The 23,107-nt window shown below is 69.8% G+C and carries 25 protein-coding genes; 10 read left to right on the forward strand and 15 right to left on the reverse strand.

Features of this window, described 5'->3' with window-relative positions:
- Nucleotides 1–51 precede the first annotated feature (51 nt).
- Complete coding sequence (locus ACWEQQ_RS11890) at nt 52–345, reverse strand: hypothetical protein (RefSeq protein WP_452348192.1); 294 nt, start codon at nt 343–345, stop codon at nt 52–54.
- A gap of 209 nt (nt 346–554) precedes the next feature.
- On the opposite strand from ACWEQQ_RS11890, the gene ACWEQQ_RS11895 reads away from it, so the two are divergent.
- The 3 genes from ACWEQQ_RS11895 to ACWEQQ_RS11905 are packed head-to-tail and all read left to right on the forward strand — an operon-like array spanning nt 555 to nt 3,295.
- Complete coding sequence (locus ACWEQQ_RS11895) at nt 555–908, forward strand: YciI family protein (RefSeq protein WP_452348193.1); 354 nt, start codon at nt 555–557, stop codon at nt 906–908.
- Nucleotides 905–2,137, forward strand: coding sequence for an RNA polymerase sigma factor (locus ACWEQQ_RS11900; RefSeq protein WP_452341300.1), 1,233 nt, complete (start codon nt 905–907; stop codon nt 2,135–2,137). Before ACWEQQ_RS11895 ends, ACWEQQ_RS11900 begins: the two co-directional genes overlap by 4 nt.
- Nucleotides 2,138–2,179: 42 nt before the next feature.
- Nucleotides 2,180–3,295 (forward strand): alpha/beta hydrolase family protein, encoded by a 1,116-nt coding sequence (locus tag ACWEQQ_RS11905; RefSeq protein ID WP_452348194.1) that lies wholly within the window; start codon nt 2,180–2,182, stop codon nt 3,293–3,295.
- A gap of 111 nt (nt 3,296–3,406) precedes the next feature.
- Here the strand turns inward: ACWEQQ_RS11905 and ACWEQQ_RS11910 are convergent, their stop codons facing one another.
- Nucleotides 3,407–4,855, reverse strand: coding sequence for a DHA2 family efflux MFS transporter permease subunit (locus ACWEQQ_RS11910; protein ID WP_452348195.1), 1,449 nt, complete (start codon nt 4,853–4,855; stop codon nt 3,407–3,409).
- A 114-nt stretch (nt 4,856–4,969) separates the two neighbouring features.
- On the opposite strand from ACWEQQ_RS11910, the gene ACWEQQ_RS11915 reads away from it, so the two are divergent.
- The gene (locus tag ACWEQQ_RS11915; protein ID WP_452341297.1) at nt 4,970–5,629 is read left to right on the forward strand and encodes a TetR/AcrR family transcriptional regulator; all 660 of its coding nucleotides are present in this window, start codon (nt 4,970–4,972) and stop codon (nt 5,627–5,629) included.
- A 79-nt stretch (nt 5,630–5,708) separates the two neighbouring features.
- Here the strand turns inward: ACWEQQ_RS11915 and ACWEQQ_RS11920 are convergent, their stop codons facing one another.
- The 4 genes from ACWEQQ_RS11920 to ACWEQQ_RS11935 all read right to left on the reverse strand — a co-directional run bounded on the left by ACWEQQ_RS11920 (nt 5,709) and on the right by ACWEQQ_RS11935 (nt 7,771).
- Nucleotides 5,709–6,080 (reverse strand): hypothetical protein, encoded by a 372-nt coding sequence (locus tag ACWEQQ_RS11920; protein WP_452348196.1) that lies wholly within the window; start codon nt 6,078–6,080, stop codon nt 5,709–5,711.
- A 95-nt stretch (nt 6,081–6,175) separates the two neighbouring features.
- Nucleotides 6,176–6,643: a hypothetical protein gene (locus tag ACWEQQ_RS11925; RefSeq protein WP_452348197.1), complete on the reverse strand. Its 468-nt coding sequence runs from the start codon at nt 6,641–6,643 to the stop codon at nt 6,176–6,178.
- Nucleotides 6,644–6,725: 82 nt separating this feature from the next.
- The gene (locus ACWEQQ_RS11930; protein WP_354835563.1) at nt 6,726–7,037 is read right to left on the reverse strand and encodes a hypothetical protein; all 312 of its coding nucleotides are present in this window, start codon (nt 7,035–7,037) and stop codon (nt 6,726–6,728) included.
- Between the two features lie 92 nt (nt 7,038–7,129).
- Complete coding sequence (locus ACWEQQ_RS11935; protein ID WP_452341294.1) at nt 7,130–7,771, reverse strand: TetR/AcrR family transcriptional regulator; 642 nt, start codon at nt 7,769–7,771, stop codon at nt 7,130–7,132.
- Nucleotides 7,772–7,880: 109 nt separating this feature from the next.
- On the opposite strand from ACWEQQ_RS11935, the gene ACWEQQ_RS11940 reads away from it, so the two are divergent.
- Nucleotides 7,881–8,603, forward strand: coding sequence for an SDR family NAD(P)-dependent oxidoreductase (locus ACWEQQ_RS11940; RefSeq protein ID WP_452348198.1), 723 nt, complete (start codon nt 7,881–7,883; stop codon nt 8,601–8,603).
- 145 nt (nt 8,604–8,748) lie between these two features.
- The gene (locus tag ACWEQQ_RS11945; protein ID WP_452341292.1) at nt 8,749–9,399 is read left to right on the forward strand and encodes a double zinc ribbon domain-containing protein; all 651 of its coding nucleotides are present in this window, start codon (nt 8,749–8,751) and stop codon (nt 9,397–9,399) included.
- A gap of 7 nt (nt 9,400–9,406) precedes the next feature.
- On the opposite strand, the gene ACWEQQ_RS11950 is transcribed toward ACWEQQ_RS11945, so the two are convergent.
- The 5 genes from ACWEQQ_RS11950 to ACWEQQ_RS11970 all read right to left on the reverse strand — a co-directional run bounded on the left by ACWEQQ_RS11950 (nt 9,407) and on the right by ACWEQQ_RS11970 (nt 16,299).
- Nucleotides 9,407–10,729 (reverse strand): serine hydrolase domain-containing protein, encoded by a 1,323-nt coding sequence (locus ACWEQQ_RS11950; protein ID WP_452348199.1) that lies wholly within the window; start codon nt 10,727–10,729, stop codon nt 9,407–9,409.
- 120 nt (nt 10,730–10,849) lie between these two features.
- Entirely contained in the window at nt 10,850–12,151 is a 1,302-nt protein-coding gene (locus tag ACWEQQ_RS11955; RefSeq protein WP_452341290.1) for a CHAT domain-containing protein, read from the reverse strand.
- On the reverse strand, nt 12,148–13,662 hold the full coding sequence (locus ACWEQQ_RS11960; RefSeq protein WP_452348200.1) for a tetratricopeptide repeat protein: 1,515 nt from the start codon (nt 13,660–13,662) through the stop codon (nt 12,148–12,150). The genes ACWEQQ_RS11955 and ACWEQQ_RS11960 overlap by 4 nt, the downstream gene beginning before the upstream one ends.
- Nucleotide 13,663: 1 nt before the next feature.
- Nucleotides 13,664–14,782, reverse strand: coding sequence for a hypothetical protein (locus tag ACWEQQ_RS11965; RefSeq protein ID WP_452348201.1), 1,119 nt, complete (start codon nt 14,780–14,782; stop codon nt 13,664–13,666).
- Nucleotides 14,779–16,299 (reverse strand): hypothetical protein, encoded by a 1,521-nt coding sequence (locus ACWEQQ_RS11970; protein WP_452348320.1) that lies wholly within the window; start codon nt 16,297–16,299, stop codon nt 14,779–14,781. Before ACWEQQ_RS11970 ends, ACWEQQ_RS11965 begins: the two co-directional genes overlap by 4 nt.
- 148 nt (nt 16,300–16,447) lie before the next feature.
- Here ACWEQQ_RS11970 and ACWEQQ_RS11975 point away from each other — a divergent pair, with 148 nt between their 5' ends.
- Nucleotides 16,448–17,014, forward strand: a complete 567-nt coding sequence (locus ACWEQQ_RS11975) for a lipoprotein LpqH (protein WP_452341287.1) — start codon at nt 16,448–16,450, stop codon at nt 17,012–17,014.
- Between the two features lie 105 nt (nt 17,015–17,119).
- Nucleotides 17,120–17,908, forward strand: a complete 789-nt coding sequence (locus tag ACWEQQ_RS11980) for a hypothetical protein (RefSeq protein WP_452341286.1) — start codon at nt 17,120–17,122, stop codon at nt 17,906–17,908.
- Nucleotides 17,909–17,991: 83 nt separating this feature from the next.
- Here the strand turns inward: ACWEQQ_RS11980 and ACWEQQ_RS11985 are convergent, their stop codons facing one another.
- Together ACWEQQ_RS11985 and ACWEQQ_RS11990 are read right to left on the reverse strand one after the other, a co-directional pair.
- Nucleotides 17,992–18,558, reverse strand: a complete 567-nt coding sequence (locus ACWEQQ_RS11985; protein WP_452348202.1) for a YbhB/YbcL family Raf kinase inhibitor-like protein — start codon at nt 18,556–18,558, stop codon at nt 17,992–17,994.
- Between the two features lie 28 nt (nt 18,559–18,586).
- Complete coding sequence (locus ACWEQQ_RS11990; protein WP_452348203.1) at nt 18,587–19,456, reverse strand: alpha/beta hydrolase family esterase; 870 nt, start codon at nt 19,454–19,456, stop codon at nt 18,587–18,589.
- Nucleotides 19,457–19,736: 280 nt separating this feature from the next.
- Here ACWEQQ_RS11990 and ACWEQQ_RS11995 point away from each other — a divergent pair, with 280 nt between their 5' ends.
- Complete coding sequence (locus ACWEQQ_RS11995; protein ID WP_452348204.1) at nt 19,737–20,561, forward strand: SAM-dependent methyltransferase; 825 nt, start codon at nt 19,737–19,739, stop codon at nt 20,559–20,561.
- Nucleotides 20,562–20,676: 115 nt separating this feature from the next.
- Here the strand turns inward: ACWEQQ_RS11995 and ACWEQQ_RS12000 are convergent, their stop codons facing one another.
- The gene (locus ACWEQQ_RS12000) at nt 20,677–21,495 is read right to left on the reverse strand and encodes a GNAT family N-acetyltransferase (protein ID WP_452348205.1); all 819 of its coding nucleotides are present in this window, start codon (nt 21,493–21,495) and stop codon (nt 20,677–20,679) included.
- 174 nt (nt 21,496–21,669) lie between these two features.
- On the reverse strand, nt 21,670–22,497 hold the full coding sequence (locus ACWEQQ_RS12005) for a helix-turn-helix domain-containing protein (protein WP_452348206.1): 828 nt from the start codon (nt 22,495–22,497) through the stop codon (nt 21,670–21,672).
- Between the two features lie 162 nt (nt 22,498–22,659).
- On the opposite strand from ACWEQQ_RS12005, the gene ACWEQQ_RS12010 reads away from it, so the two are divergent.
- A complete protein-coding gene (locus ACWEQQ_RS12010; RefSeq protein ID WP_452348207.1) occupies nt 22,660–23,094 on the forward strand; it encodes a DoxX family protein in 435 nt (144 codons plus the stop codon).
- The last annotated feature ends 13 nt before the right edge of the window (nt 23,095–23,107 follow it).

Raw genomic sequence — 23,107 nt, forward strand, 5'->3', positions numbered from 1 at the left:
GCCGTCAGGGCGGGCACCGGGCCCGGTGGGGTGCGGGCCCGGACGCTCAGGTCAGGACATGGGGACGGGTTCGCCGACCTCCACGCGGCCGCCGTAGGTCAGGCCCGGGCAGCCGGAAGCGAGTTTCACCGCCGAATCCAGGTCGTCGGCCTCGACGGCGACATAGCCGGAGAGCCGGTCCGGCGCGGCGGGGTTGTCGCCCAGCATGACGGTCTGGCCGACGCGACTACCGAAATCGGTGACGCGCTCGCCGATCTCGGCGAACCAGTCGGCCCACAGTTGCTCCTGCTCGGGCGTGGCTGCGCGGTCGGGGTCGTTGCGGAAGGCGAGGATGTAGGTGGACATTGTCGTTTCTCCTATCGGTTGGACGGCCCGGTCGGCCGACTCGTGAATCCGTCGCGCGGCTCCGGCCGGGAATCGACAATCTGATCGAGAATTTTTTCGCGACCGTGTCGATTTCTCCGCCATCCCGAACGACGGGTTGAGCGACAACGACGTCGGCAGTGACACGGCAACGGAGCCGTGCGATCCACCCCAGCGAAGGGAGCAGTGCCATGCCCGAGTACCTGCTGCTGATCCACCAGGACGAACAAACCTGGCTGGCCACGGATCCGGCCGTTCGCCAGCGCACCCTGAACGCGCATCTCGAGTTCATGGCCGCGCACGCCGACCGGCTGCGCGGCGGTAACCGCCTGCGCCCCACCTCGACCGCGACCACGGTCCGGCACGACGAGCACGGCCGCACGGTCATCACCGACGGCGTGTTCGCCGAGACCAAAGAGGTTCTGGGCGGCTACTACCTGGTCGAGGCGGCCGATCTGGACGAGGCCATCCGGATCGCCGTGGACGTGCCGTCGCCGTTCGGTTGTGTCGAGGTCCGGCCGATCCACCCGCACGACGAGCCGTGACCACGCCGGAGGTGGCCGCCGCGGTCGCCGACGCGCACCGGCGCGAGTGGGGCTTCGTGCTGGCGGCGACCGTGCGGGTGACCCGCGATATCGATCTCGCAGAAGAGGCTGTACAGGAGGCGTTCACACAGGCTCTGCAGGCCTGGCCGGAGTCGGGGATCCCGGATCGCCCCGGCGCCTGGCTGACCACGGTGGCCAGGCGGCGCGCCCTGGACGCCCTGCGCCGCGACATCGCGTTCGAGCGCTCGATTCCGCTGCTGGTGGAGGATCCGGCGCCCGACCCGGCCGCCCCGGACTCGGTGGCCGACGATCGGCTGCGGCTCATCTTCATCTGCTGCCACCCGGCCCTGTCGATGGAGGCGCGGGTGGCGCTGACCCTGCGCCTGCTGTGTGGTCTGTCCACGCCGGAGATCGCGCGCGCCTTCCTGGTCGCGGAACCGACCATGGCGGCGCGGATCACGCGGGCCAAGAAGAAGATCGCCGAGGCGCACATCCCCTATCGCCTCCCGTCCGACGAGGAACTGCCCGACCGCGTCGACGCGGTGCTGACCGTGCTGCACCTGCTGTTCACCACCGGCCACACCGCCCCGGCCGGCGCCGAACTGGTCCGCCCCGAGCTGGTGGAACGCGCCCTCGACCTGGCCCGCATGCTGCGCCTGCTGCTGCCCAACGACCCGGATGTGGCGGGCCTGTACGCGCTGCTGCTGCTCACCGACGCCCGCCGCGGCACCCGCACCGACGAGACCGGACGCTTCCTGCCGCTGGCCGAGCAGGACCGCGCGCACTGGGACCGCCGGGCCATCTCCGAGGGAATAGCCTTGGTGCGCAGGTCATTACGCGGCCGCGCGCCGGGCCGTTTCCCGCTCATGGCGGCCATTGCCGCCGTCCACGCCGAGGCCCCCGCCTTCGACGCCACCGACTGGCACGAGATCGCCGGTCTCTACGACCATCTCATCGCCGTCTGGCCCTCCCCCGTCGTCGCCCTCAATCGCGCCGTCGCCCTCGGCCACGCCCACGGCCCGCAGCGCGGCCTGGACGAACTCGACCGCCTGGCCACCGAACCCCAGCTCACCGCCTACCACTACCTCCCCGCCGCCCGCGCCGAATTCCTCACCCGCCTGGGCAGATTCGACGAGGCCCGCCTCGCCTACCAGGAGGCCCTGCTCCTCGCCGAGAACAAGATCGAAGCAGACTTCCTCACCTCCCGCCTACACGACCTCGACCGGTGAATCGGATTGCCGCATCGCGCACCGGAGGTTAGATTGCCGCTCATGGGGATCCGCGGGGCAGTGGCACTGGGGGCGATGGCGCTGGTACTGGGGACCGGCGGCGTGGCCGCGGCGGAGCCCACCGTCGAACGCGAGTCCTTCGCCTTCCAGTTCGGAGATTTCACCGGCTCGGGTGAGCTCGACTTTCCTGCGGGGGCGCACAATGCGCCTGTGGTGGTGCTGATTCCGGGGTCGGGCCCCGAGGATCTCAACGCCGACCAACCGTCCGGCTCCCATATCTTTCTCGATATCGCGGACGACCTGACCAGCCGCGGCTACGCCGTCATGCGGTACAACAAGCGCTATGTGCGCGGCCCCGGCGATGTCGACAATGCCGACTACTGGACCAAACTCGACCTGAACGACATGCGGAACGACGCCGATCAGGTCCTGCGCGCCGCCGAGCAGGATTCACATGTCGACCCGCACCGTGTCTTCGTCTACGGCTGGAGCGAGGGCAGCACCGTCGCGGCCGCCCTGGCGACGACCCATCCGGAATTGGCCGGAACCATCTTCCAGGGCCCGGTGGCACTGCCCTGGCGCGTGACCTTCGGTTATCAGGGCGAGCAGGTCTACGCGCCCTACCTCTCGCGGTTCGCGTCGAACGGCCTGCTCGGACCGGACGAGCTCGACCGCGCCTTCCACGGCGACGGCGGCCTCATGGCCAAGCTCGCGCTCCGCTTCGCCTGCGTGAACGCCGATGCCGGAGACTTCACCGTCCGCCCGACCTGGGATCTCAACCGAGACGGCAAGCTCGACGTTGACCTCGAGTTTCGCCCCGTCTACCAGTTCTACCTGGAGTCCGCGATGCGCCCCGGCGGCATCTACGACATCTACGACCCGGCCCGCGCCCTCCCCAGCCTCATCGAACAGGCCCCGAAACTGACTGCGCCCGTGCTCATCCTGCAGGGCGTGGACGACGCCAACGTCCCTCCCGCGGGTTCGTCCAGCCTCGACGCCGCCCTGGCCGCCGCCGGCAACCGCGACCACACCCTCCATCTCTTCCCCGGCCTCGGCCACTCCCTCGGCCCCACCACCGACGTCCTGCACGACAACTTCCAGCCCATCGACCAGTCGGCCCTGGACACCATGGCGCACTGGCTGGACAACCACCGGTGACCATCCCGCACGTCTACCGAACCAGCTGTGCCGAAACGGTTTTCCCGCCATACTCTCCGCCCCACCGGATTTCGCCGACCGCCACCGCCACGGCCGGGACCGCATCGCCGATCAACTCGCCACGGCGCTGACCGCCGGGCGCTTACGCGATCGACGCTCCAGCACCGCCAACAGCCCGGTCGGCAGGAGGGCGAGGGCGGAGCCCGCGAAAACCCAGGCGAAGGTCATCGCGAAGGCGTCCCCTCGGCCTGGCCGGCCGATCCCGCCAGGCAGGTGCCGTTGCAGGATCACTACGAAGGCGGCGGTGCCGATCGAGCCGCCGATACGCTGCATGACGGTGAGTTGTGGTGTGGCGTCGATGATCTGGGACGGAGTGAGCTCCCGCATGGCCGCCGTCATGGCGGGCATGGCGGCCAGTCCGATACCCAGGCCGCGCACGATCATGGCGAGGCAGAGCAGCCAGTAGGGGGTGTCGTCGGCGAGCAGCATGAACGGAACGGTGGCGACGCAGCAGACGAGGGCACCCAGCAGGCAGGTGAGGGCGCCGACGCGCTCATAGAGGCGCGCGGACAGGCCCATGGCAATGGCCGCGCCGACACCCTGCGGTGCCATCAGCAGGCCGGTATGCGCGGCGTCCTGATGGCGTATCAGCTGAAAGTACAAGGGCAGCAGCACCATTGCCCCGAACGTCACCGCGCCGATCACGAGGGTCGAGGCCGTCCCAGCGGCGAAGTAGCGGTCCCGCCACAGGCGCAGGTCCAGGATCGGATTCCGGACCCGCAGCGAATGCGCGACGAATACCGCGACCAGAATCACACCGCCGCACAGTGTTACGAGCACCTTCGGGTCGGTCAATCCACGTGACGCCGCCGCAGACAGTCCGTAGGTGATTCCGACCATGCCCGCCGAGACCAGGATCAGACCGAGCGCATCAAGCGCCTCGGCGGATTCGGCGCGCTCATCCCGCGGCAGCAGCCGCGCGGCCAGCACCAGCCCGATCGCGCCGACCGGCGCGTTGATCAGGAAAATCCATTGCCAGCCCGCGTATTCCAGCAGCAGCCCGCCGATCGTCGGTCCGATCACCGGGGTCAGCACCATCGGAATGCCCGCCGCCGCCATGGCTTTCGCCATCCCGTCCCGCCCTGCCGCGGTGACCAGGATCATCTGCCCGACCGGGATCATGATCCCGGCCCCCAGCCCCTGGGCCACCCGGGCCGCGATCAGCGTGCCGACGCTCCCCGCGGCGGCACAGGCCACCGAGGCGAGCGTGAACAGCAGCAACGCACCGAGATAGAGCCGTTTACGTCCGACGCGCCGTGCGGCCCAGCCGGTCACGGGTAGCACGGCCGCCTGCACCAGCAGGTAGACGGTGACGACCCACTGAATCGCGTCGAGCGTGCCGCCCAGATCGGCGGCCAGCGATTTCAGGGACACATTGACGACGGTCGCGTCGAGGAAGGCGAGTATCGCGCCGACCAGCACGACCGCGATGGCCCGGCGCGCCTGCGGAGTGAGCGCGGCCCGATCCTCGGCCGCGCCCGGCATGTTCGAGATAGTCACACGTCGAAGTGTCATCCGTTCGGATAAAAGTGTCAACCAAATGGATGACATATGGAGGTATGACACAGTCGGCTCGGTGGATGACACAGTCATCCGCCGCATTACGATGGTCGGATGGCAACCGCGCCCGACCCCGACACGGACCCCGGCCCGCCTGCCGCGGGCCGCCGGCCCCGGCGCGCGCCCAGCGCCGCCGATCGCCGGCGCGACGCCGAGCGCTCTCGCCAGGCCCTGCTGGACGCGGCCCTGGACGAGTTCGCCGCCAAGGGTTTCGACGGTGCCAGGGTGCAAGAGATCGCCGATCGTGCCGGGGTCAACAAGCAGCTGATCGCCTACTACTTCGGCGGCAAAGAGGGCCTGTACCAAGAGATTCAGCGTGGCTGGCCCGCGGCGGAAGCCGAGCGTGCGGATCCGGAACTGCCGCTCGACGAGGTCGCAGCCCGGTATCTGTCCGCGGTGCTCGCCGATCCACGCCCGGCCCGCCTGCTGGTGTGGCGGGGACTCACCGGAAGTGGTTCTGCCACCGACTATTTGGACGGGTCGGCCACTGTCGACGCCGATCTGGAGAACCTGACCCGAGCCCAGGAACGCGGGGAGATCTCCCCCGGGATCGACCCCGCCTTCATCAGAATGGCCATGATGGGCATCATCCTGGCACCCGTCATGCTTCCCGAGACTGCCCTGCAGGCGACTGGAAAGCAGCCCGGCTCACCGGAATTCGAAGAGTATTACAGCGCGCAGCTGCGCAGATTGATCCAGCTACTCGGCCGGTGAGATTTCGGAATTCACTGCGAGAGCGGCGGTTCGGAGCGATCCCGCCCAGGGCGAGTCAGGATTTTCGACTGCGGGGGGATTATCTGCAGACGGTGGAATAGGGGGTGCACACCGTCCAGCCGGTGCCATCGGGGCGGGCGACGGGCATCCAGGTGTGGTCCGAACCGCCGGTGCTGAGCCGGTTGGTGGTAGCCGGGTCGGGGGCGACGGGTTGTGGGGCGGGGTCGACGTATTCGTACTGGTAGGAGTAGCCGTAAGGGTCGGTCGAGTAGGTGATGACGGTGTGGTGGGATGTGCCGGGGGCGGTGGATCCGGCCCCGGAGCCGCCCGAGATCGTCGAGCCCGGCGGTTCGGCCGCGGCGATGCCGGCGGCGGTGGCGAACAGGGCTCCGGCCGCGACCAGGCAGGTCAGCGGTTTCCGGACGGCGATCAGGGCGTTGCTGGTGTGCATTGAATGAACCTCCTCGTTCGCCCTAGATACGACGCCGGGTTACGTGGTGGTTCGGTAGTTGATCGAACAGTGAAGCCCGACAGTGGATTACGAGATCAGAAGCCGGGTCCGGGCGGCGGCGACAAGCGGCGCTCGCGGGGGATCAGCAGGAGCAGTAGCGACAGCACCAGCCCGCCGCCGACCAGGTACAACCCCCAGGTCCCGCTGAGCAGATGCCGATAGTCGGTGCGCAACTCGTGATCGAAGCGCTGGTCGAGCCGCCAGGTCAGCACGCCGAGCCCGGCCAGGCCGACGAGGACGCCGATCCAGCCCAGGATCCGCGATCCGACCAGCGCGGCCACCAGCACCACGGCCGCCACCCCCAGCAGCCCGATGGCCAGGGAGGTCGTGAAGGACCCTGAATGCCCGCCGATCTGGTCCAGTGATCGGCCCGAGGCGAATCCGCTCCGCAGGTCGGAGAACTGGACATTCCGCGCGTCGACCGTGCCGACCAGCGGACCGAAAACCCCGACCGCCACCGCGATGGCGGCGGCGAACAGCAGCAGATGAACGAAAGTGCGCATACTCCACGGTATTGCGCTTCCGGTCCCCCGGCACGTACTCGAACCTTACGGTCCGAAACACGCCGGAGGACCGGCGGATGAATCAGGCGCGACGGTCCACCGCGGCCCACGCGGCCACCGCGACCACACCGGACACCACCGCGACCGACGGCCAGGCGCCGATCTTCTTGGCGAGCGGGTGCGAGGCGCCCATCGCGCCGACGGCGAGCCCGGTCAACGCGGCCGCACCACCGGTGCCGACCGTCTTGCGCCAGCGCGGGAAGGCGGCCGCCGTGCCCGCCGCGAACACCGCGCCACCGAGCTGACGCTTCTTGGTGGCCTGAGCGAGGGCGAAGCCACCGGTGAGCCCTCCGGCCACCAGCAGCGAGGTCGGTACCGCGGGAATCCCTGCCATTGTCACTACCTCCAACACACAAGCGAACGAATTATCCCCTCGACGGTAACCGGAGCCGATTCCGCCGTTTTCCCGGGGCGGCGAACCGCCGATCAGTCGCGGTCCGGATCGGCCAGCAGCGAGCGGTTCAGCTGCTGCTCGCTGATCGGCGGAACCGGCAGCGGGTGAGCGGCTTCCGCGCGCAGCCCATCGAGCATGAGCGCCAGATTGCGCCGCCAGGCCTCGGGTGCGATGCCCGCGGTCTGCTCCACCACCCGGGTGTGCGACCAGGTGATGAACGCGATGTCCTCGAGCGCCCAGTCCGCCCGCAGCACCCCGGCATCCTGTGCGCGCGTGATGATTTCGCGCATGATCGCATGCCCGCGATCGCGTTGCGCGGCGATCTCCGGGCTGGGCGCGGCCCGCAGCGCCAGCTCGTTGAGCAGCCGGTCGTAAGCCTGTAGCTCACAGATCTTTTCGACGAGATAGACGAACGACCCCCACGGATCATCAAGTGCCAGCGCCTCTTCCGCAATGCGACCGCCCGCCTCGATGCGATCCTCCACGGCCGCCGCGATCAGATCGTCCCGGGTCGGGAAGCGGTTGTACAGCGTGCCGATGGCCACGCCCGCGCGGGCGGCGATCTCCTTGAGCGGCGCGTCGAGCCCGCGTTCGGCGAAGACCTCGCGCGCCGCGGTCACCAGCGCGTCGCGATTGCGGCGGGCGTCGAGGCGGAGGGGTTTCTGCGCGGGCATTCGCCGATCCTACAAATCGGGCCGCGGATTTAAGTTGAGCATAGGTTCAACTTCATGCTAGCGTCGGTCACATAACTTGAACCATGGCTCAACTTAGTGAGGAACGAGCATGAGCAAGACCATCGCGATCTTCGGATTCGGCCCGGGCCTGGGCATGGGCGTCGCCCGGCGCTTCGGCCGGGAGGGCTTCCGGGTGGCCGTCATCGGCCGCAAACCCGGCAAGGCCGAGCAGCACGTCGTCGAGCTGAAGGCCGAAGGCATCGAGGCCGCCGCCTTCCCGGCCGATGTGACGGACGCGGCGCAGCTCACCGATGCCGTCGCGACCATCCGAAAGACCTTCGGCGACATCGATGTCGCCCTGCACGGCGCGGCCGGCGAGATGACCGATCGCATTTCCGCCACACTCGCCCTGGACCTTCCGGACCTGCGCGTCCCGATGGCGCTGAAACTCCACTCCCCCGTGCTCATGACCCGGGCCCTGGCGCCCGCCATGATCGAGCGCGGAGAGGGGGCACTGCTGTACTCCTCCGGGTCGTCCGCCCACACGGTGCTGCCGTACCTGGCCAATATCGGTGTCGCCCTGGCCGCCCAGCGCGGCTACCTGCTGCAGCTCGCCGAGGAGTTGCGCGGTACCGGCGTGTACGTCGGCCTGCTGAATATCGGCGTACTGATCGGCGACAGCCGGGCCGAGCAGATGGTCGACGAGCATCCCGAGCTGGTTCCGCCGGGCGTGAGCATCCCGCGCATGACCAATAACGAACTGGGTGATCGGTACTGGGACATGTACACCCGGCGCGACCGCACCGAGGTGGAGGTCGGCTTCACCGACTGACCCGCATCCCCGGCCGCGGGGGATTCGTGGGATGTGTTGCGGGCGAAGCGAGTCATACGATAAGAACCTGACGAAACACGGTCCGGGGGGCTCCGGGCGCGTCCGTTCACAGAGTTCCGCTCAGCCGCAAAGGAATAACTCGACCATGACCGGTCCGGTCGTCTTCACCAGCTACTACCACGACGAATCCAATGACGACGGATTCCAGTGGGAGTTCCGCTGTGATCGCTGCAGCACCGCCTACAAGTCGCCGTTCGAACAGAACTACTTCTCCCGCGGCCGGGGTGCGCTGCGTGTGCTGCGCGACCTCTTCGGCGATCAGGTGCGTGCCATCGACAAGATCTCCAATGCCGCGGAGAGCTACTCGAACCACTGGGGCGGCTCCTCCTCCAGCACCAAGGACAAGGCGTTCGCGCGCGCGGTCGAGCAGGTGCGCAACGACTTCCGGCTGTGCGGCGGCTGCGGCCGCTGGGTCTGCCACCGGGTGTGCTGGAACGAGCAGGTCGGTCAGTGCACCAACTGCTCGCCGCAGGTGGCGCACCAGATCGCCCAGGCACAGGCCGAGGCCCGCGGCTCGCAGATCCGCGAAGCCGCCTATCAGCAGGACTGGGTGTCCCAGCACGATGTGGCCACCCCGGCCCGGGTGTCCTGCCCGACCTGCGGCGCGCACACCACCGGCGGCAAGTTCTGCTCCACCTGCGGCACCGCCCTGTCCCTGCAATCGAATTGCCGCGGTTGCGGCCATCAGGTGCAGGTCGGGGCGGCCTTCTGCGCCAACTGCGGTCAGCCGCAGTAGCGTCCGGTCAGCGGATGCCGGGGGTCGCCGGGTCGGTCCCCACACAGCCGAGGATGAAGCAGCCCGGCGGCCAGTCGCCGAACGGCGGATACAGCGGCTTCCCGAGGCATTCCAGAATGCCGCAGCCCGGGTAGGCCATCGGGCCCAGGCCCAGAGCGGACAGCGTGGCGTCCGGGTTCATGAACATCGGGTCGGTGAGGCTGGTGTCCGGCCGTGGTACGTACGGACCCGGGTCGGGCAGGCTCGGGGTCCGGAACGCGGTGGTGAGCCCCCGCAGCACGTCGTGCGGAAAGCTCACCGCGCCACCGGGAACCGTGACACCGGTCCAGCTGACCAGCAGGCCCAGGCTGGGGACGATGAAGTTGTCCTGGCGCATCATCCCGGCCATCTGGATGGCGTCCTTGGGCAGTCCCGGGAACAGGTCCTCGCAATCCGGGCCGTTGACGGTGATCAGGAAGCCGTAGCAGGGATTGACATCGTTCGGCGTCGTGGCCTCGGCCAGGTAGCCGGTGGAGATCAGCTGCCGGCCATGCCAATTGCCGCGATTCACCAGTAGCAGGCCGAGTTTGGCGTAGTCGTCGGGCGGCAGCACCAGGTGGGCGTGCCCGTAGGTGTTGCCGCTGCGGTCCCGCGCCCAGAGATAGTCGGACTTCTCGATGCCCAAGGGGTCGAACAGGTTCCGCTGCGCGTACGTCTGGAAGTCCTCGCCGACGGCCTGCTGGACGACGTAGACCAGCAGGTCCACGGCCCGCTGACTGTACTGCCAGGTCTCGCCCTGCGGATGCTCGATGGGCATGGCCAGCGCCTGCGCCACCACGTTCGGGTCGAGCCGGGCCAGCCCGGTGACGCCCTCGGAGGCGATGGCGACCTCCATGCCGGAGGTCTCGGTCAGCAGGCTGCGCACGGTGATCGCGCGATGTTCGGCGTCGCCGAGCCCGGCGGGCAGGTAGACGTCGATCGGATCGTCCACGCGCAGTTCGTGTGCGTCCACGGCGATCCCGGCGACCATGGACACCACGCTCTTGGTGCCGCTCCACAGATTCCAGGCGACGCCGCCCGCGCGTTGATTGGTGGGCCCACCGCCGATCAGGCAGTTGTTGCGGAACACCTGGACGGTGAATCGGGTCGGGTCGGAGGCCAAGTCCACCGCCTGCCGCAGCGCGGCCGAATCCAGTCCCACCTCTTCGGGTTTCGCGGTCTCGGGCTGCCGGCCCGCGCTGACCTCGCAGTGGCGCAGGCCATCCGGCTCGGCGCGGCCGATCGGCCCCGCGATCAATGCCAGGGCGGCCGCCAGCGCCGCCACCACGATGCCTGTCACGATTCGCGCCATTCGCGCCCTCCGCTCCCGATCTTTCGTGAGGCTTCATCGGAAAGCTGGTGGGGCCGTTATCCTTCCGTGACCCGTGACTTCCTGGGGCGATAGTTCTGGGGGCTCAGCCGTTCCGGCGACTCAGCGGCGGGCGTCGACCGTGGCGAAGGCGGCCCAGATCAGCGGGGAGTGCTGAATCTCGCCGGTGCTGCGCCAGGCGGCCAGATGCGCGCGCTGCCACGCGTTGAGAGCGGCGACCGGATCGGGCGATTCGTGGGCGGCGTCGATGGCGCACACCGCTTCCTGGAAGGGGTGCGTGGTGGTGGGCGTGCCCGCGAAGCGATGGAAGGCGAGATCGGTGGGCAGTGGCCAGCGTCCGGCCGTCACCACTTCCGCGCCTCCGGTGAGCATGGCCGCGACCAGGCCGAGGGGCTCGGCGAAACGGAGGTCGCCGCCGCTCTCACAGGCGATCAGGGCGACCCGGCTCGGGATCGGCCAGATTTCGGGCCCGGTGCGCGGAACCGCCTCTCCGTGCCCGTTGCCCGAATAGTCATGGCCCGCACCGTCCGTGAGCGCGTGTGTGCCGAGCAACAGGTCGCGGGCCGAGAGCGGGCGATGGTCACGGTAGGCCGGTGCGCAGCCCGGACTGGCGGCGGTGCAGGACAGGTGCAGGGTGGCCGATTCGCTGCGGCCGGATTCGGGGGCCGCGGCGGTGACGTGACCGACGTACAGCAGGCGGGCCGCGCCCGCGTGCAGGGTGCGGCTCAGCCAGGCCCGGTCCAGATCGGTCCGGCGGAACGCCGCGAGGGGATCGCCGACGGCCGGGCTCAGCCGATCGGCCGCGGCGTGCGTGGCGACCAGGGCGGCGAGTGGCGCGTCCGCAGCCATCCGGCCGAGTACCGATCCCAGTGCGGAGTCGGCGCGGAAGCCGGGCACCCGCGGATCCAGGATGGCGACCACCGGCAGCGTCCGGGTGTCCGCCCACGACCGTGTCGCCCGGGCGGGCGCGTGCACGATGCCGGTGGGCGCGAGCACGCTCACGTCGGCGATCTCCACCAGTCGCACCTCCGGATCGGGGGCGATGAGCTCCCACGGCACCTGCGCGGTGCGCGGCGACGGCTGGATGCGGATGCGCGGCCGGATGCCCTGCGAATAGAGCTCGTGCAGCCGCACCGCCAGGTTGTAGGGCAGGAAGGTCGACGAGAGGTATTGGGCCAGCGTGTTTTCCGCCGGATAGGAGGCCAGTTCACCGGTGGTGAGCGCGGATTCGAGACCACCGGCCACGCCGGGCGCGGGCAGGGCCGCCGCGAACCGGGCCACGGCTCCCGCGACCTGGTCCTCCGGCACCACGCCGACGCCGCCGGGCGCGCTCTCGTCGGTCCAGCGCCAGGTCAGGTAGAGGTCGCCCGCATCGGCCATGCGGACGCAGACGGTCGGTGTCATACGGGTATCACCCGTTCGGCACGGACGCGACGGCCGTAGCGTTGCTCGGCGGCATCCAGCCAGGCGGACAGGGCGATATGGCCGTCCGGCGGCACGGAGACCCGTGGCGGCGGGCTGACGGGCAGGCCCGCGCCGGCCGCCACCACCGCGAGCGCGGTGCCGAGTTGCAGCGCGTCCTGAACGGCGGCCGACTCGGACGGCGGTTCGAACGGCTGGAACAGATCGAGCGGCGCGGGTGGTTCCGCTGACAGCCTGTCGATATCCACAATTGTTCCCGCACATTGATTTTCGATGAGATCGGCGACCAGCCGGGCATCACCGGCCAGATACGAGTACCGGAAGGCCAGGCGCAACGCGGGATTCACGATGCGACGGTTCCAGGTGTCGCGCTGGGCGCCGTCGGGTAGCTCGTAGCGGACGGCGTCCAGGGCCAGCGCCGCCGGAACCGCGAGATCCACTGCCCGCGCGAGCAATCCGGGCACCCGGGCGACGAGCGGCTCCAGCAGCCCCGCGTGCCAGTAGTCGAGCTGCGCGCAGTGCAGGCCCAGGCCGCGCACCGCGTAGATGGCGCGGGCGGCGGCCAGTTCGGATTCGCCCTCCTCGAACCGCCCGGCCGCGAATGCGGTGGTGGCCGAGCGGAGTCGCACATCCGCGGTGTCGATGACCGCCCCGGATTCCTCGAATCGGCGCAGAGCCTCGCGATACCGGGCTTGCGCCACCTCCGGCCGACCCCGGTGCTCGGCGATGAATCCCATGACCTTCAGCCCGATTCCGGCGCGATGCGCCGCGCCGGCCGCCTCGAAGTGCTCCTGGGCGGCGGCGAGCAGCGGTTCGGCCTCATCGAAAGATCCGGTACGCGTGTACATCAGCGCCAGGTTCTGCCGGGTCTGGGCCACCCCCGCGCTGTCGTTCACCGCCTCGAAGGCCGCCAGGGCTTGACCGGCGAAATCCTGTGCCAGCTCCCAGCGCCCGGTCTCGAAGTGGGCGGCGGCCAGATTCATGAGCGGGTGCCCGACCCGCTCGGGATCGAAACGCCGTGCCGCGTCCAGGGATTCGACCGCCAGATCGAGGGCCCGCCACCAGTGCTGCCGATGCAACGCCACCGCCGTGGACGACACCAGGCATGCCAGGCGCAGGTCCCCCGGCGCATCCGCGCGATCCAGGGCCGACCGAGCCCGCTCGAGCGCCTCCTGCGCCCCATCCAGATCCCCGAGGTTCTGCATGGCCTGCGACAACCCGATCAGCGCACCCGGATACATCCGCCGCGCGTCCGAAGACATCTCCCCCAACGCTTCCCGAAACCGCTCCACCGCCGCCGCGTGCTCCCCCAGCTGATCGGTCACCACCGCCACGTCCACCAGCGCGCACAGCCGCAGATCCCCGGTCTCGGTCTCCGCGGCCTGCTCGAAGACCCGCAGCGCCTCCCACAACTCGCCCCGCGCGACCGCCTCCGCCCCGGCCCGCAGCAATGGACTCTCCGCGGTGTCGCCCACCGACTCCACATGCGACATGTCAGTAGTCCGAATCCGCCTCTGCGGCCGCGATTTCGGCGAGCAACGGGGCGAGCGGGCCGGAGTCGTCGACGGCCGGGCCGGCCGCTGTGCGGAGCCGGGCGGTCGCGAAGTCGCGGATCTGCCGGCGCAGGGCGGCCGCGGTGTCGGTGGCCGGGCCATCGGCCGAGGCCGGGCCGGCCTCCGGATCCGGCCCGAAACCGGGGACGTGGATGGCGACCCGAACGGCGGAAGCCGGTGCGGACAGCACGGATTCGCCGATCCAGGTGTCGTCGGCGGCCCGCAGCTCGGTGTCGAGCTCGCCGCGGCCGGTATCGATGCGGGCCCAGGGCCGCAGGTGGGCCGGAACCGCATCGGGCAGGCCCGGATGCGCCGCCACCGCGATGGCCACGCTGGTCGCTCCGGCGTCGCGGACGAGTTCCCAGGACACCGCGGATTCGGAGGCGTCGACCAGCCCGGGCGGGCAGCGACGCCAGTCCCACCCGCCGCTACCGCGGGCCAGCACCAGGGGGCCGCCGGGCCTGGCCTCGTCACCGGCGGCAAGGGCGTAATCCGAAGCGCGCAAGGATGTTTCGAGATAGGCGGGAGCGGGCGGGGCGAGCGCGTCCACGCCGTCCACCAGGAGTTCGCACTCCTCGGTCAGCAGGGCGATATCGCGGTCCAGCAGCGCCGGGTCGAGGTCGGCGATGCCGTCCAGGGTGGACGCCGGCCACCACCGGGATGCCCAGTGCGCGTATGCGAGTCGGCGGGCGCTGACGGCCTGGGACCGGAGCGCGGGAGCGGCGGGCACCTCGACCGGGCGCGCGTCCGTGGCGACCGCCGGTACCGGCTGCTCGTCTGCTATCGCTACCGGCCCGCCCGGCCGGACGGAGTCGAGGGCCAGGGCGGCGGATTCGCCGTAGAGCGCCCACACCCATTCCTGCGCGGCATCCACATCGTCGATCAGCGCCGCCGGAAGTTCTTGTCCGGCAAGCACACTCCAGATGAGGTGGCCGCCGACGACCTCGAGCACCATGGAGTCGGGCCCCGGGGCGGCGTGCAGGGCGGCCGGGTCGCCGACCGGGACTATGCCGCGCAACCCGTCGGGGTAGCGGTGGATCGTGACCGCCGAGTTCGTCATCCCACCCTCGATTCCCGATCGCCGGGCTCGGCCGCCGCGCCGGCGGCCAGGGCCCGTTTCACCCGCATCCGGTGGTCCAGGATCACCGACCGGGCCACGCCGTCCAGTAGATCCCAGAGCTCGTCCACGGCGTACACGGGGAACTCACGGACGTCCCGCCCGTGCAGTCGCGCCCATAGTCTGCGCAGGTAGGGGCGCCACGGCACGCGCAGATCCGCCGCTATCGCCCCCAGTGGACCGTCGACCGCGTCCACCCGCACCGCCATGCGCCGGGCCTGCAGCACATAGGCCTCGCGCTGCCATCGCCCATTGATCAACCGCGCCGCCGCACCACCGCTCGCCGGCGCGCCCGGCCGGGTCGGACCGGCTGCGGCACTGGTCAATCCGGCGACGGCGCCCGTCACCCCGGCCGCGGTACCCGCCAGCCCGGTCGAGCCGGCGAGCAGCCCGGCGGCCGTGCCGGTCAGGCCGACGGCCGCGCCCAGCAGACCGGTGGCCGCGCCGGCCAGGGTGACAGTGGATCTGGGAGCGGGGGTGGCGTCGCCGTCCGGGGCGTAGCCGATGGGAAGCGGTGCGCCGAGGGGGCGGAGGTCGACCGCCAGGGTGGCACCGGCGGCAGCGGCCACCCGGAGGGATTCGTCCAGCAGGGCCCAGGGGGCACAGGCGCGGGCGATCTCGGCGGCGACCAGTTCGGGGATCGCAGGCAGGTCGGACCGTTCGCTGGAGGCTTGCAGAACGGTGAAGACGCGCTCGTGGATGGTGCGGTCCAGGGGCAGGCCGAGGGTGGCGGTGGAGGCCGAGAAACCGACCTGGGGCGGGAGCGGAAGGGGGTACAGCGTGAGTCCGAATTCCTGTGCGGTGCATCCTATTTCATTGAGCCACAGCCGGATTCCGGTGTGGGTGCCGACGTAGGCGTCGATGGCGGCGTCGAGATCGGCGGGGTCACCGGCGCTGTCGAATCTGGTTGCGGCGCAGTCCTCCAGGAGTCCGGCCAGCAGCTCGGAGTGGTCGGGCACCTCGGTCAGCGGGCGCCGCCGCCACGCCGTCTGGATCAGTTCGGTCAGCTCGCCGACCCGGGCGGGCTCGGACAGGTATTCCTTGAGCGCCTGGGTGGTGCGGCCGGCGGCGAGCCCGTGGATCTCGCGCAGCGCGGCTTCCGCGGCGGGGCGGTCGCCGACCGGGTCCGGCGGGCCCGAGACGGTGGCGAGTTCGAAGCAGCGCTGGAAGTACAGGTCCTGGGCATTGCCCTCGGTGATCCGCAGCGCCCGGCGCGTCTGCTTGAGCAGGGTGAACCAGGCCGCGGTGGCGCGCAGGACATCGGCGGCGGCGTGAATCCGGGTGGCCAGCAACACCGCTCCGTCGGCGGAGAGCATCGAGCCCGCGCACTGCGGGTGCTGAACCGGGCGGATGACCAGCGGATCCAGGATCAGCTTGACGGTCCGCCGCAGGGGCCCGCCGTGCGGTCCGCTCAAGGGTTCGACCCCGTCGAGGCGGCGCCACACCTCATCCAGCACCATGGCCCGCGGTCGTCGCATTCGCCCAGGTTAGCCCAGTTCCACCGCCTTTCGCGTGCCGGAAGTTGGGATCGGTAGGCCGGGTGCCGATTTCTACGGTTCTGGCATCGGTTCCACCACGGAGCCAACATCACGAGAACGAGGAATGACCATGAACTCCAAGCCCGTCCGCCTGACCACCGCCGTCCTCGCCGCCACCGCCGCGGCGGCCCTGCTGGTCACCGGTTGCTCCAGCAACTCGAGCAGCTCCAAGTCCACCCCGACCACCGCCCCCGCGGCCACCTCCGCCGCGGCCACCTCGGCCCCGGGCTCCGCGGCCCCCGCCGGCGGCGCGTCCTCGGCCTCGGTCGACGGCAAGGCGATCACCGCCAAGTTCGAGACCACCTGCGCCAAGCAGGGCGGCAATCTGGCGCTGGCACTGACCGACAGCGGCAACTCCACCTACGGCACGCTCGGCGCGAGCGCCACCATCACCGGCGACACCACCGTGCAGGCGGTCGGCATCACCGGAACCAAGGGCGGCGACAACGGCCAGCCCTACGCGCTCGGCTTCGGCAACGGCATGCCGGGCGGCAACGCCAAGGTGACCAAGAGCGGCAACACCTACACCGTCACCGGCGAGGGCGTCGGCACCCCCGATCTGTCCAACCCGATGGCCGGCCCGAAGACCGAGAAGTTCGAGATCGTCTTCGCCTGCAGCACCATCGTCGGCGGCTGAGCCGGTCCGTCCACCGGCCCCCGACGCGGGGGCCCTGTTCTCCCCGCTCGTGCCACCGGGCATGAGCGGGCTCTTCCTCCCCCACGTCTCCGATCCGGAAAGCTCATGAAGAACCAAATCCGCTACGCAGCACTCGCTCTCGGCGTCCTGGCCATCGGCTACTACCTGTGGCACGGCCTCACCTCCGACAGCGTCTTCGGCTGGGTCGGCCCGCAGATGGCCCTGCCGATCATCGCCCTGACCATCGTCCCCATCGCCTTCGCCTTCACCGGCGACGGCATCATGTCGGCCTTCACCGGCAACAACAGCTCCCAGTTCCGCAATGGCCTGGTGGGTCTGGGCACCGTCGAGGGTGTCCGCCAGACCGGCGTCTACCTCAACGAGCAGCCGCAGGTGCGCATCGACTTCCGGGTCGAGGGCGCCGACGGCAAGGTCTTCGCCTCGCACGCCAAGATGATCGTGCCGCTGACCCAGCTGGCGCTGTTGCGGCCCGGCGTGGTGCTGCCGGTCCGCTACCTGCCCGACCGGCTCGAGAAGGTCGAGGTGGACATGTCCGGAGATACCTCCGCGGCGCAGGAGGCCATGAACGCGGCCAACATCCGCAAGGGCTTCACCACCCCCGCCAAGCTCGATATCGCCCGGCGCGGGATCGCGGCCCAGGCCGTGGTGCGGTCGCTGTCGGTGCCCGGGGAGATCCGCGACGGCCACTCGCGACTGGATCTGGTGCTGGTGGTCACCCGCCCGGACGGCAGCGCCTTCGAGACGCGTACCGAGAAGTTCCTGCCCCCGGCGGCGGTCTCGATGGTCCAGGTCGGCCGCGTGGTGAACGTCCACTACCTGCCCGAGAACGAGCAGGAGGTGGTGCTGTCGCTACCGGTCAACACCGCCAACTGACAGTGGTATCGGAAAAGAACAGAGCCGCAGGCCTATCGGGCCGCGGCTCTTCGTCATTCCCAGGGGGTCTTTGCCGTATCCCGTCAGGGACGTTCGTAGAAGCCGTCGATACGGCCCCGGGCGTGCGCCCTGGCAGCGGCGAGTACCGCTCGCGGCTTGGCCGATTCAGGAGCGCCGCCGCCGGGGATGGCGACCGGCTCCGTCAGCGCGAAGACCTGGAAGACGTACCGGTGCGGCCCGTGCCCCGGGACCGGACCCGGACCCACGTATCCGCGCCCCCAGCTCGAGCGCAGCACCTCGACACCGTCGACGGTGCTGTCGGAAGCCAGTGCGCCACTGGGCAGTTCGCCGACCTTCGGATCGAGCAGTGCGAGCGCGTGCACGAACGGACCGCCGAACGGCGCGTCCTGATCCTCCACCACCAGCAGCAGCTGCGCGGTGCCCGCGGGGACTCCCGACCAGGCCAGTGCGGGCGACAGGTCCTGTCCCCCGACCCGTTTCATGGCGTGCCGGACATCGAGCGCCGCCTCGTGCTCGAAATCCGTGCTGGTCACCTCGAAGACGTCACCCACTGCCAGATTCGGCCGGCACCAGGCCAGGTCCTCGGGCGCGGCGCGCCGGTTACGCAGCAGCCTGCCGATGATCGCCATTCCGTTCTCCTTTGGCGGATAGAGCTTTTCAGAGCTTGCGGGCGTCCGCTGACAACAACAGCGGCTCGGCGAAGCGCCAGATCTGCTCGGCGGCATCGAATTCCAGCGACACGGCCGAGCCCGGGCTGCCGGCCCAGGGCTCCGGCACCGGTGTGCCTGGCCAGGTATGGCCGCCGCCGAAGACCGTCCACTCCGATACCACGGTGCCGCCCACGCCCTGGCTCACCGTGGTGCGGGTCGACCGGTCGGTGGTGACGATCTCACCGGGCCCGGCACAACCGTCGAGCACGCGCCAGTATCGCGCGGAGTCCGCCAATCCCTTGGTGCCGCCCCGCGATTCGCCGTTCGGACCGAGATTCCGCGAGTAGCCGCCGGTGATCGGCACCACCGGATCGGCGTCGCCGTTGATGAGCATGGCCGACACCGCGTGCCCGGGCCGGATCCCGGTCAGCGCCTCCGGCAGCCCGCCCGCGACGGCGGCGAAGACCGCCACCCGATCGCCGGCCTCGAGGGCCATCCGATGCGACATGAACGCACCGTTGGAGATGCCGGTGACGACCGCGCGATCGTCCTGGCTGTCGAATTGCGCAGCGCACCAGTCGATCACGGCCCGCAGGAAGGCGACATCGTCCACGCCCGCCTCGTCCGCCGTGGTGACCCCGCGACCGTCGGCCCAACAGCCTTCCCACCCGTCCGGGTAGACGACCCCGATCCCCCACTCGTCGGCGTGCCGGGCGAAGCTGGTCCAGTCGTACATCAGCCGCTCGGTCGCCGCCGGCCCCTGGTTTCCGTGCAGCACCAGCACCAGTGGCGCGTGCTGCCGCCGCGGTGGACGCACCCCGAAGGTCCGGCGCAATCCATCGATACTCAGTTCGCCTTCGACCAGGTCAGCAGCCACGGTCGTCCTTCCTGCCAGGACGGCGCGGCCTGATGTTCCGCGAACCCGAACCCATGGTCACTATGTGCGCCTGTCATGGTAGTTCAAGTCGAATGTCCGGCTGGACCGGATATTCCGGGCTGCGCGCGGTGGGACCGAATATGCAGATTCGGCTGATTATGGAAGTTGCTTTGGGGCAACATGTTCGGACTACTATACGGGCTGGGTTGCGCTTTGTAGCGTTGCAGGACGCCGGAGGTGCACGACCGGGTCGGGGCGGGCAGCATGGCTGGTGTGGGGCGTGTACATCGACGAAGGAATGGAATTCGACGTGAACGAGACCGGACCGGTGATCCGTACCGATATCCCGCATTCGGCGCGGATCTGGAATTTCTGGATGGGCGGCAAGGACAACTACGAGATCGACCGGGAGGTCGGTGAGCAGAGCCTGAAGATCGATCCCGACATCGCGACCATGGCGGTGCAATCGCGCGAGTTCCTCATCCGCGCGGTCAGCCACCTCGCCCGCGAAGCCGGGATTCGTCAGTTCCTCGATGTCGGCACCGGCCTGCCCACGATGCAGAACACCCATGAGGTCGCCCAATCCGTGGCGCCGGCAGCCAAGATCGTCTACGTCGACAACGACCCCCTGGTACTCGCCCACGCGCGCGCGTTGCTGACCGACACCACCGCCGAGGGTGTCACCACCTATATCGAGCGCGACTTCCACGATCCCGAGCAGATCATCGCCGAGGCCCGCACCGTGCTGAACTTCGAGCAGCCCATCGCGGTGATGTTCATGGGGGTGCTCGGGCACGCCCGCACCTACGACGACATGCTGCGGATCGTGCGCACGGTCATGCAGGCAGTACCGTCGGGCAGCTATCTGGTGCTGTGGGACGGCACCACCGACAGTCGGCCGTACGTGGAGTTGTGCGAGGAATACGCCAAATCCGGTGGCGTCCCGTACTACCCACGTACCCAGGAGCAGATCCGGGCAGCCTTCGACGGCCTGTCCTTCGACGAGCCGGGGTTCGTGCGCATCACCGAATGGCGCATCAACCCCGCGCGGATCGGCGAACCCGCCCCGATCGCCGCCTACGGCGGCCTCGCGCACAAGGCGTGACCGTCCTTCACTCGGAGCCGGAAAGGCAGTCGCAGCCGGCACGATGCGACACATCCGAGACCGGATCGCGGACGTGGCCAGCGTGGTGATCCGATAGAAGAAGGTGACACGACGCTCACTCGAAGGTGTAGTGCGCCTCGTCCATGACCGCCTCGAATCCGATGGCGCGGTAGATCTTGTTCGAGGTCGGATTGTCGATGTCGGCGTACAGGCAGACCTCGGCCCCGGTCTCGCGCAGCCGCCGGGAAACCTCCGCGACCAGTGCCGAGGCGTAGCCGTGGCCGCGTGCAGCCCGGGGCGTGAAGACCGGCCCGATCCGGACCCAGCCGTTGACCGGGACCTGGTGCGCCGTCAGGGACACCGGTTGTCCGTCGCCCTCCCACAGCCACCAGCGTCCGGCCTCGATGCGGGCGCGGATTCCTTTGTCGTTCATGGCCAGGTGCTTGTCGCCCAGTTCGCGGGCCATCTCGGCGAGCCAGCGCCCGCTGACATCGATATCCGCCGCGGTGGCGGGGCGAGCCCTGCCCGGGGGCACGAGCGGCGGGCGCAGCGGCCCGAGCCGGTACAGCCGCGCACCGTGGTCCGCGTGATACGCCCTGCCGCGCAGCGCACTCCACGCCGCCGCGAACGGCCCGGCCAGTGGTTCGGTGCCGTGCACGTCGTCGATCTGCGGCAGGAGCTCGGCGAATCGGGTCACCAGGAGCCGCACCGCGTCGATCGGCAACTGCCCCAGCCACACTCCGCGCCCGGCGCTCCGCATGGCAACGCCCACAACGTCATCCGCGTGCACAGACGCGAAATAGGACGGCTCACGGGCGATGGTGAGACCGGCGATCTCATTGGCGAGGACCGTCGACATCACCGTGTGCCGCAAGGGATCACGCCCGAGAAACCCGGCCACCCGCCGCTGGAATTCCACCGGATCGCTCGTCATCTCCACCCGCACCGGCCCAACTTAACGCGACGATCCGAGAGGTCACAGCCGAATCGCCCGGCAATCACAAATTTCCCCGAAACGATCTGTCGTCATGGCGGCGCCGATGCCCGCACCGTCGGATTCGAACAGCGTGCCGCCGGGATCGCGGTGATGCTTCGCCTCGGGCCGGATCTATTGCCCGGTGAGATCCAGGCGGAACTGGGTCGGGGTGGTGGCGGTGTTCGCGCGGAAGAACTTGGTGAAGTTGGCGGGGTCGTCGAAGCCGAGGCGGCGGGCGCATTCGGCGGTGGTGACCGGCTCGTGGGCGAGCAGGCGTTTGGCTTCGAGGGTGACGCGGGCGTTCAGGTACTGCTTGGCGGTGGCGCCGATGGCCGATTGGACGGCGCGCGAGAGGGTGCGGGGCGAGTAGCCGAGTTGGGCCGCGTACCAGGCGACTTCGCGGGTTTCGGCGTGGTACCGCTCGGCCAGGCAGGCGAAACGGTCGAAGAGGTCGGTGGGGTCGGGCAGGGCGGGCAGACCCGCGGCCAGCCGGAGCGTCACCGCGCTGAGCAGGTGGTGCAGGATGGCCGCGTTCGGCGGATCGACGGCGTATTCACTGATCAGATGTTCGAAGGCGGAGTCGGTCAGGGGATTCGCGGTCACCACCGGGGGTGTGGCCGGGGACGGCAGATGTCCGAGGGCCGCGGCGGGCACCAGTTCCGAGCGGCACAGGATGAGATCGCCCTTCAGCTCGGCGATATCGTCCCAGCGGTGGGTCCAGCCGGGCCGGATCCAGGCGACCGTGTCGGCGGCCAGGTCGTGCGCGACGAAGTCGATGGTCATGCGCCCGCTTCCGGCGGTGCAGCGGGCCAGGACGTGGAAGTCGCCGCGGATCACCTCGTGGCCGGCGGCCACCGGCATCCGGCGCAGCTGGTCGAAGGTCAGCAGTTCGAGACCGGTGGGGGAACCGGCCGTCGGCGCGTACTGCAGTGTCCGGATGGGCTGTCCAATTTTGACCATGAGCGGTGCCGAATCTACCGGGCCGGCCCGGGTTTCGGGCCCATACCGCCGAGCCTCGTCCCGACGTCCGGGGTGGTCTGCCATCGTGGATATCCGGAATAAATGGTCGCCGATGATCATTCATGTCCCCGTCAAGATTGATCTCCCCCAGAGGAGTCCGCGATGGCACCGCTCATCGTTCTCGTCGTCGTCTCCGGTCTGGCCCGCCTGGCCGGGTGGCTCGATCTCGCCGATTGGCTGAACTCCTGGCCGCACGCCGCCCGGATCGGCCTAGCCGCCATGTTCGCGCTGACCGCGTCGGCGCACTTCCTCCAGCCCCGCCGTGACGGCCTGATCGCCATGGTTCCGCCGCGCCTGCCCAATCCGGCGGGCCTGGTGACCCTGACCGGTGTCCTCGAATTGGCCGGAGCCATCGGCCTGCTCATCCCGTGGGCGGCGCCCCTGGCAGCCGTCTGCCTGGCCGTCATGCTGGTCTTCCTGTTCCCGGCCAACGTCCGGGCGGCCCGCGCCGACCTCGGCATCAAGTCGATGCCGCTGCCGCTGCGGGGCCTGGTGCAGGTGGTCTTCATCGCCGCCCTGGTGCTGGCGGCGTTCTGAAAGGTGTTCCCGG

The sequence above is a fragment of the Nocardia sp. NPDC004123 genome (assembly GCF_053603795.1).

Bases quoted from the DNA above. Each gene is read 5' to 3' on its own strand.
- ACWEQQ_RS12005 (WP_452348206.1), bottom strand. From the start codon at position 22,497: ATGGTCAAAATTGGACAGCCCATCCGGACACTGCAGTACGCGCCGACG.
- ACWEQQ_RS11935 (WP_452341294.1), bottom strand. From the start codon at position 7,771: ATGCCCGCGCAGAAACCCCTCCGCCTCGACGCCCGCCGCAATCGCGAC.
- ACWEQQ_RS11955 (WP_452341290.1), bottom strand. From the start codon at position 12,151: ATGACACCGACCGTCTGCGTCCGCATGGCCGATGCGGGCGACCTCTAC.
- ACWEQQ_RS11970 (WP_452348320.1), bottom strand. From the start codon at position 16,299: ATGGTGCTGGATGAGGTGTGGCGCCGCCTCGACGGGGTCGAACCCTTG.
- ACWEQQ_RS11920 (WP_452348196.1), bottom strand. From the start codon at position 6,080: ATGCACACCAGCAACGCCCTGATCGCCGTCCGGAAACCGCTGACCTGC.
- ACWEQQ_RS11930 (WP_354835563.1), bottom strand. From the start codon at position 7,037: ATGGCAGGGATTCCCGCGGTACCGACCTCGCTGCTGGTGGCCGGAGGG.
- ACWEQQ_RS11915 (WP_452341297.1), top strand. From the start codon at position 4,970: ATGGCAACCGCGCCCGACCCCGACACGGACCCCGGCCCGCCTGCCGCG.
- ACWEQQ_RS11890 (WP_452348192.1), bottom strand. From the start codon at position 345: ATGTCCACCTACATCCTCGCCTTCCGCAACGACCCCGACCGCGCAGCC.
- ACWEQQ_RS12000 (WP_452348205.1), bottom strand. From the start codon at position 21,495: ATGACGAGCGATCCGGTGGAATTCCAGCGGCGGGTGGCCGGGTTTCTC.
- ACWEQQ_RS11895 (WP_452348193.1), top strand. From the start codon at position 555: ATGCCCGAGTACCTGCTGCTGATCCACCAGGACGAACAAACCTGGCTG.
- ACWEQQ_RS11950 (WP_452348199.1), bottom strand. From the start codon at position 10,729: ATGGCGCGAATCGTGACAGGCATCGTGGTGGCGGCGCTGGCGGCCGCC.
- ACWEQQ_RS11945 (WP_452341292.1), top strand. From the start codon at position 8,749: ATGACCGGTCCGGTCGTCTTCACCAGCTACTACCACGACGAATCCAAT.
- ACWEQQ_RS11985 (WP_452348202.1), bottom strand. From the start codon at position 18,558: ATGGCGATCATCGGCAGGCTGCTGCGTAACCGGCGCGCCGCGCCCGAG.
- ACWEQQ_RS11965 (WP_452348201.1), bottom strand. From the start codon at position 14,782: ATGACGAACTCGGCGGTCACGATCCACCGCTACCCCGACGGGTTGCGC.
- ACWEQQ_RS11960 (WP_452348200.1), bottom strand. From the start codon at position 13,662: ATGTCGCATGTGGAGTCGGTGGGCGACACCGCGGAGAGTCCATTGCTG.
- ACWEQQ_RS11940 (WP_452348198.1), top strand. From the start codon at position 7,881: ATGAGCAAGACCATCGCGATCTTCGGATTCGGCCCGGGCCTGGGCATG.
- ACWEQQ_RS11905 (WP_452348194.1), top strand. From the start codon at position 2,180: ATGGGGATCCGCGGGGCAGTGGCACTGGGGGCGATGGCGCTGGTACTG.
- ACWEQQ_RS11980 (WP_452341286.1), top strand. From the start codon at position 17,120: ATGAAGAACCAAATCCGCTACGCAGCACTCGCTCTCGGCGTCCTGGCC.
- ACWEQQ_RS11925 (WP_452348197.1), bottom strand. From the start codon at position 6,643: ATGCGCACTTTCGTTCATCTGCTGCTGTTCGCCGCCGCCATCGCGGTG.
- ACWEQQ_RS11975 (WP_452341287.1), top strand. From the start codon at position 16,448: ATGAACTCCAAGCCCGTCCGCCTGACCACCGCCGTCCTCGCCGCCACC.
- ACWEQQ_RS12010 (WP_452348207.1), top strand. From the start codon at position 22,660: ATGGCACCGCTCATCGTTCTCGTCGTCGTCTCCGGTCTGGCCCGCCTG.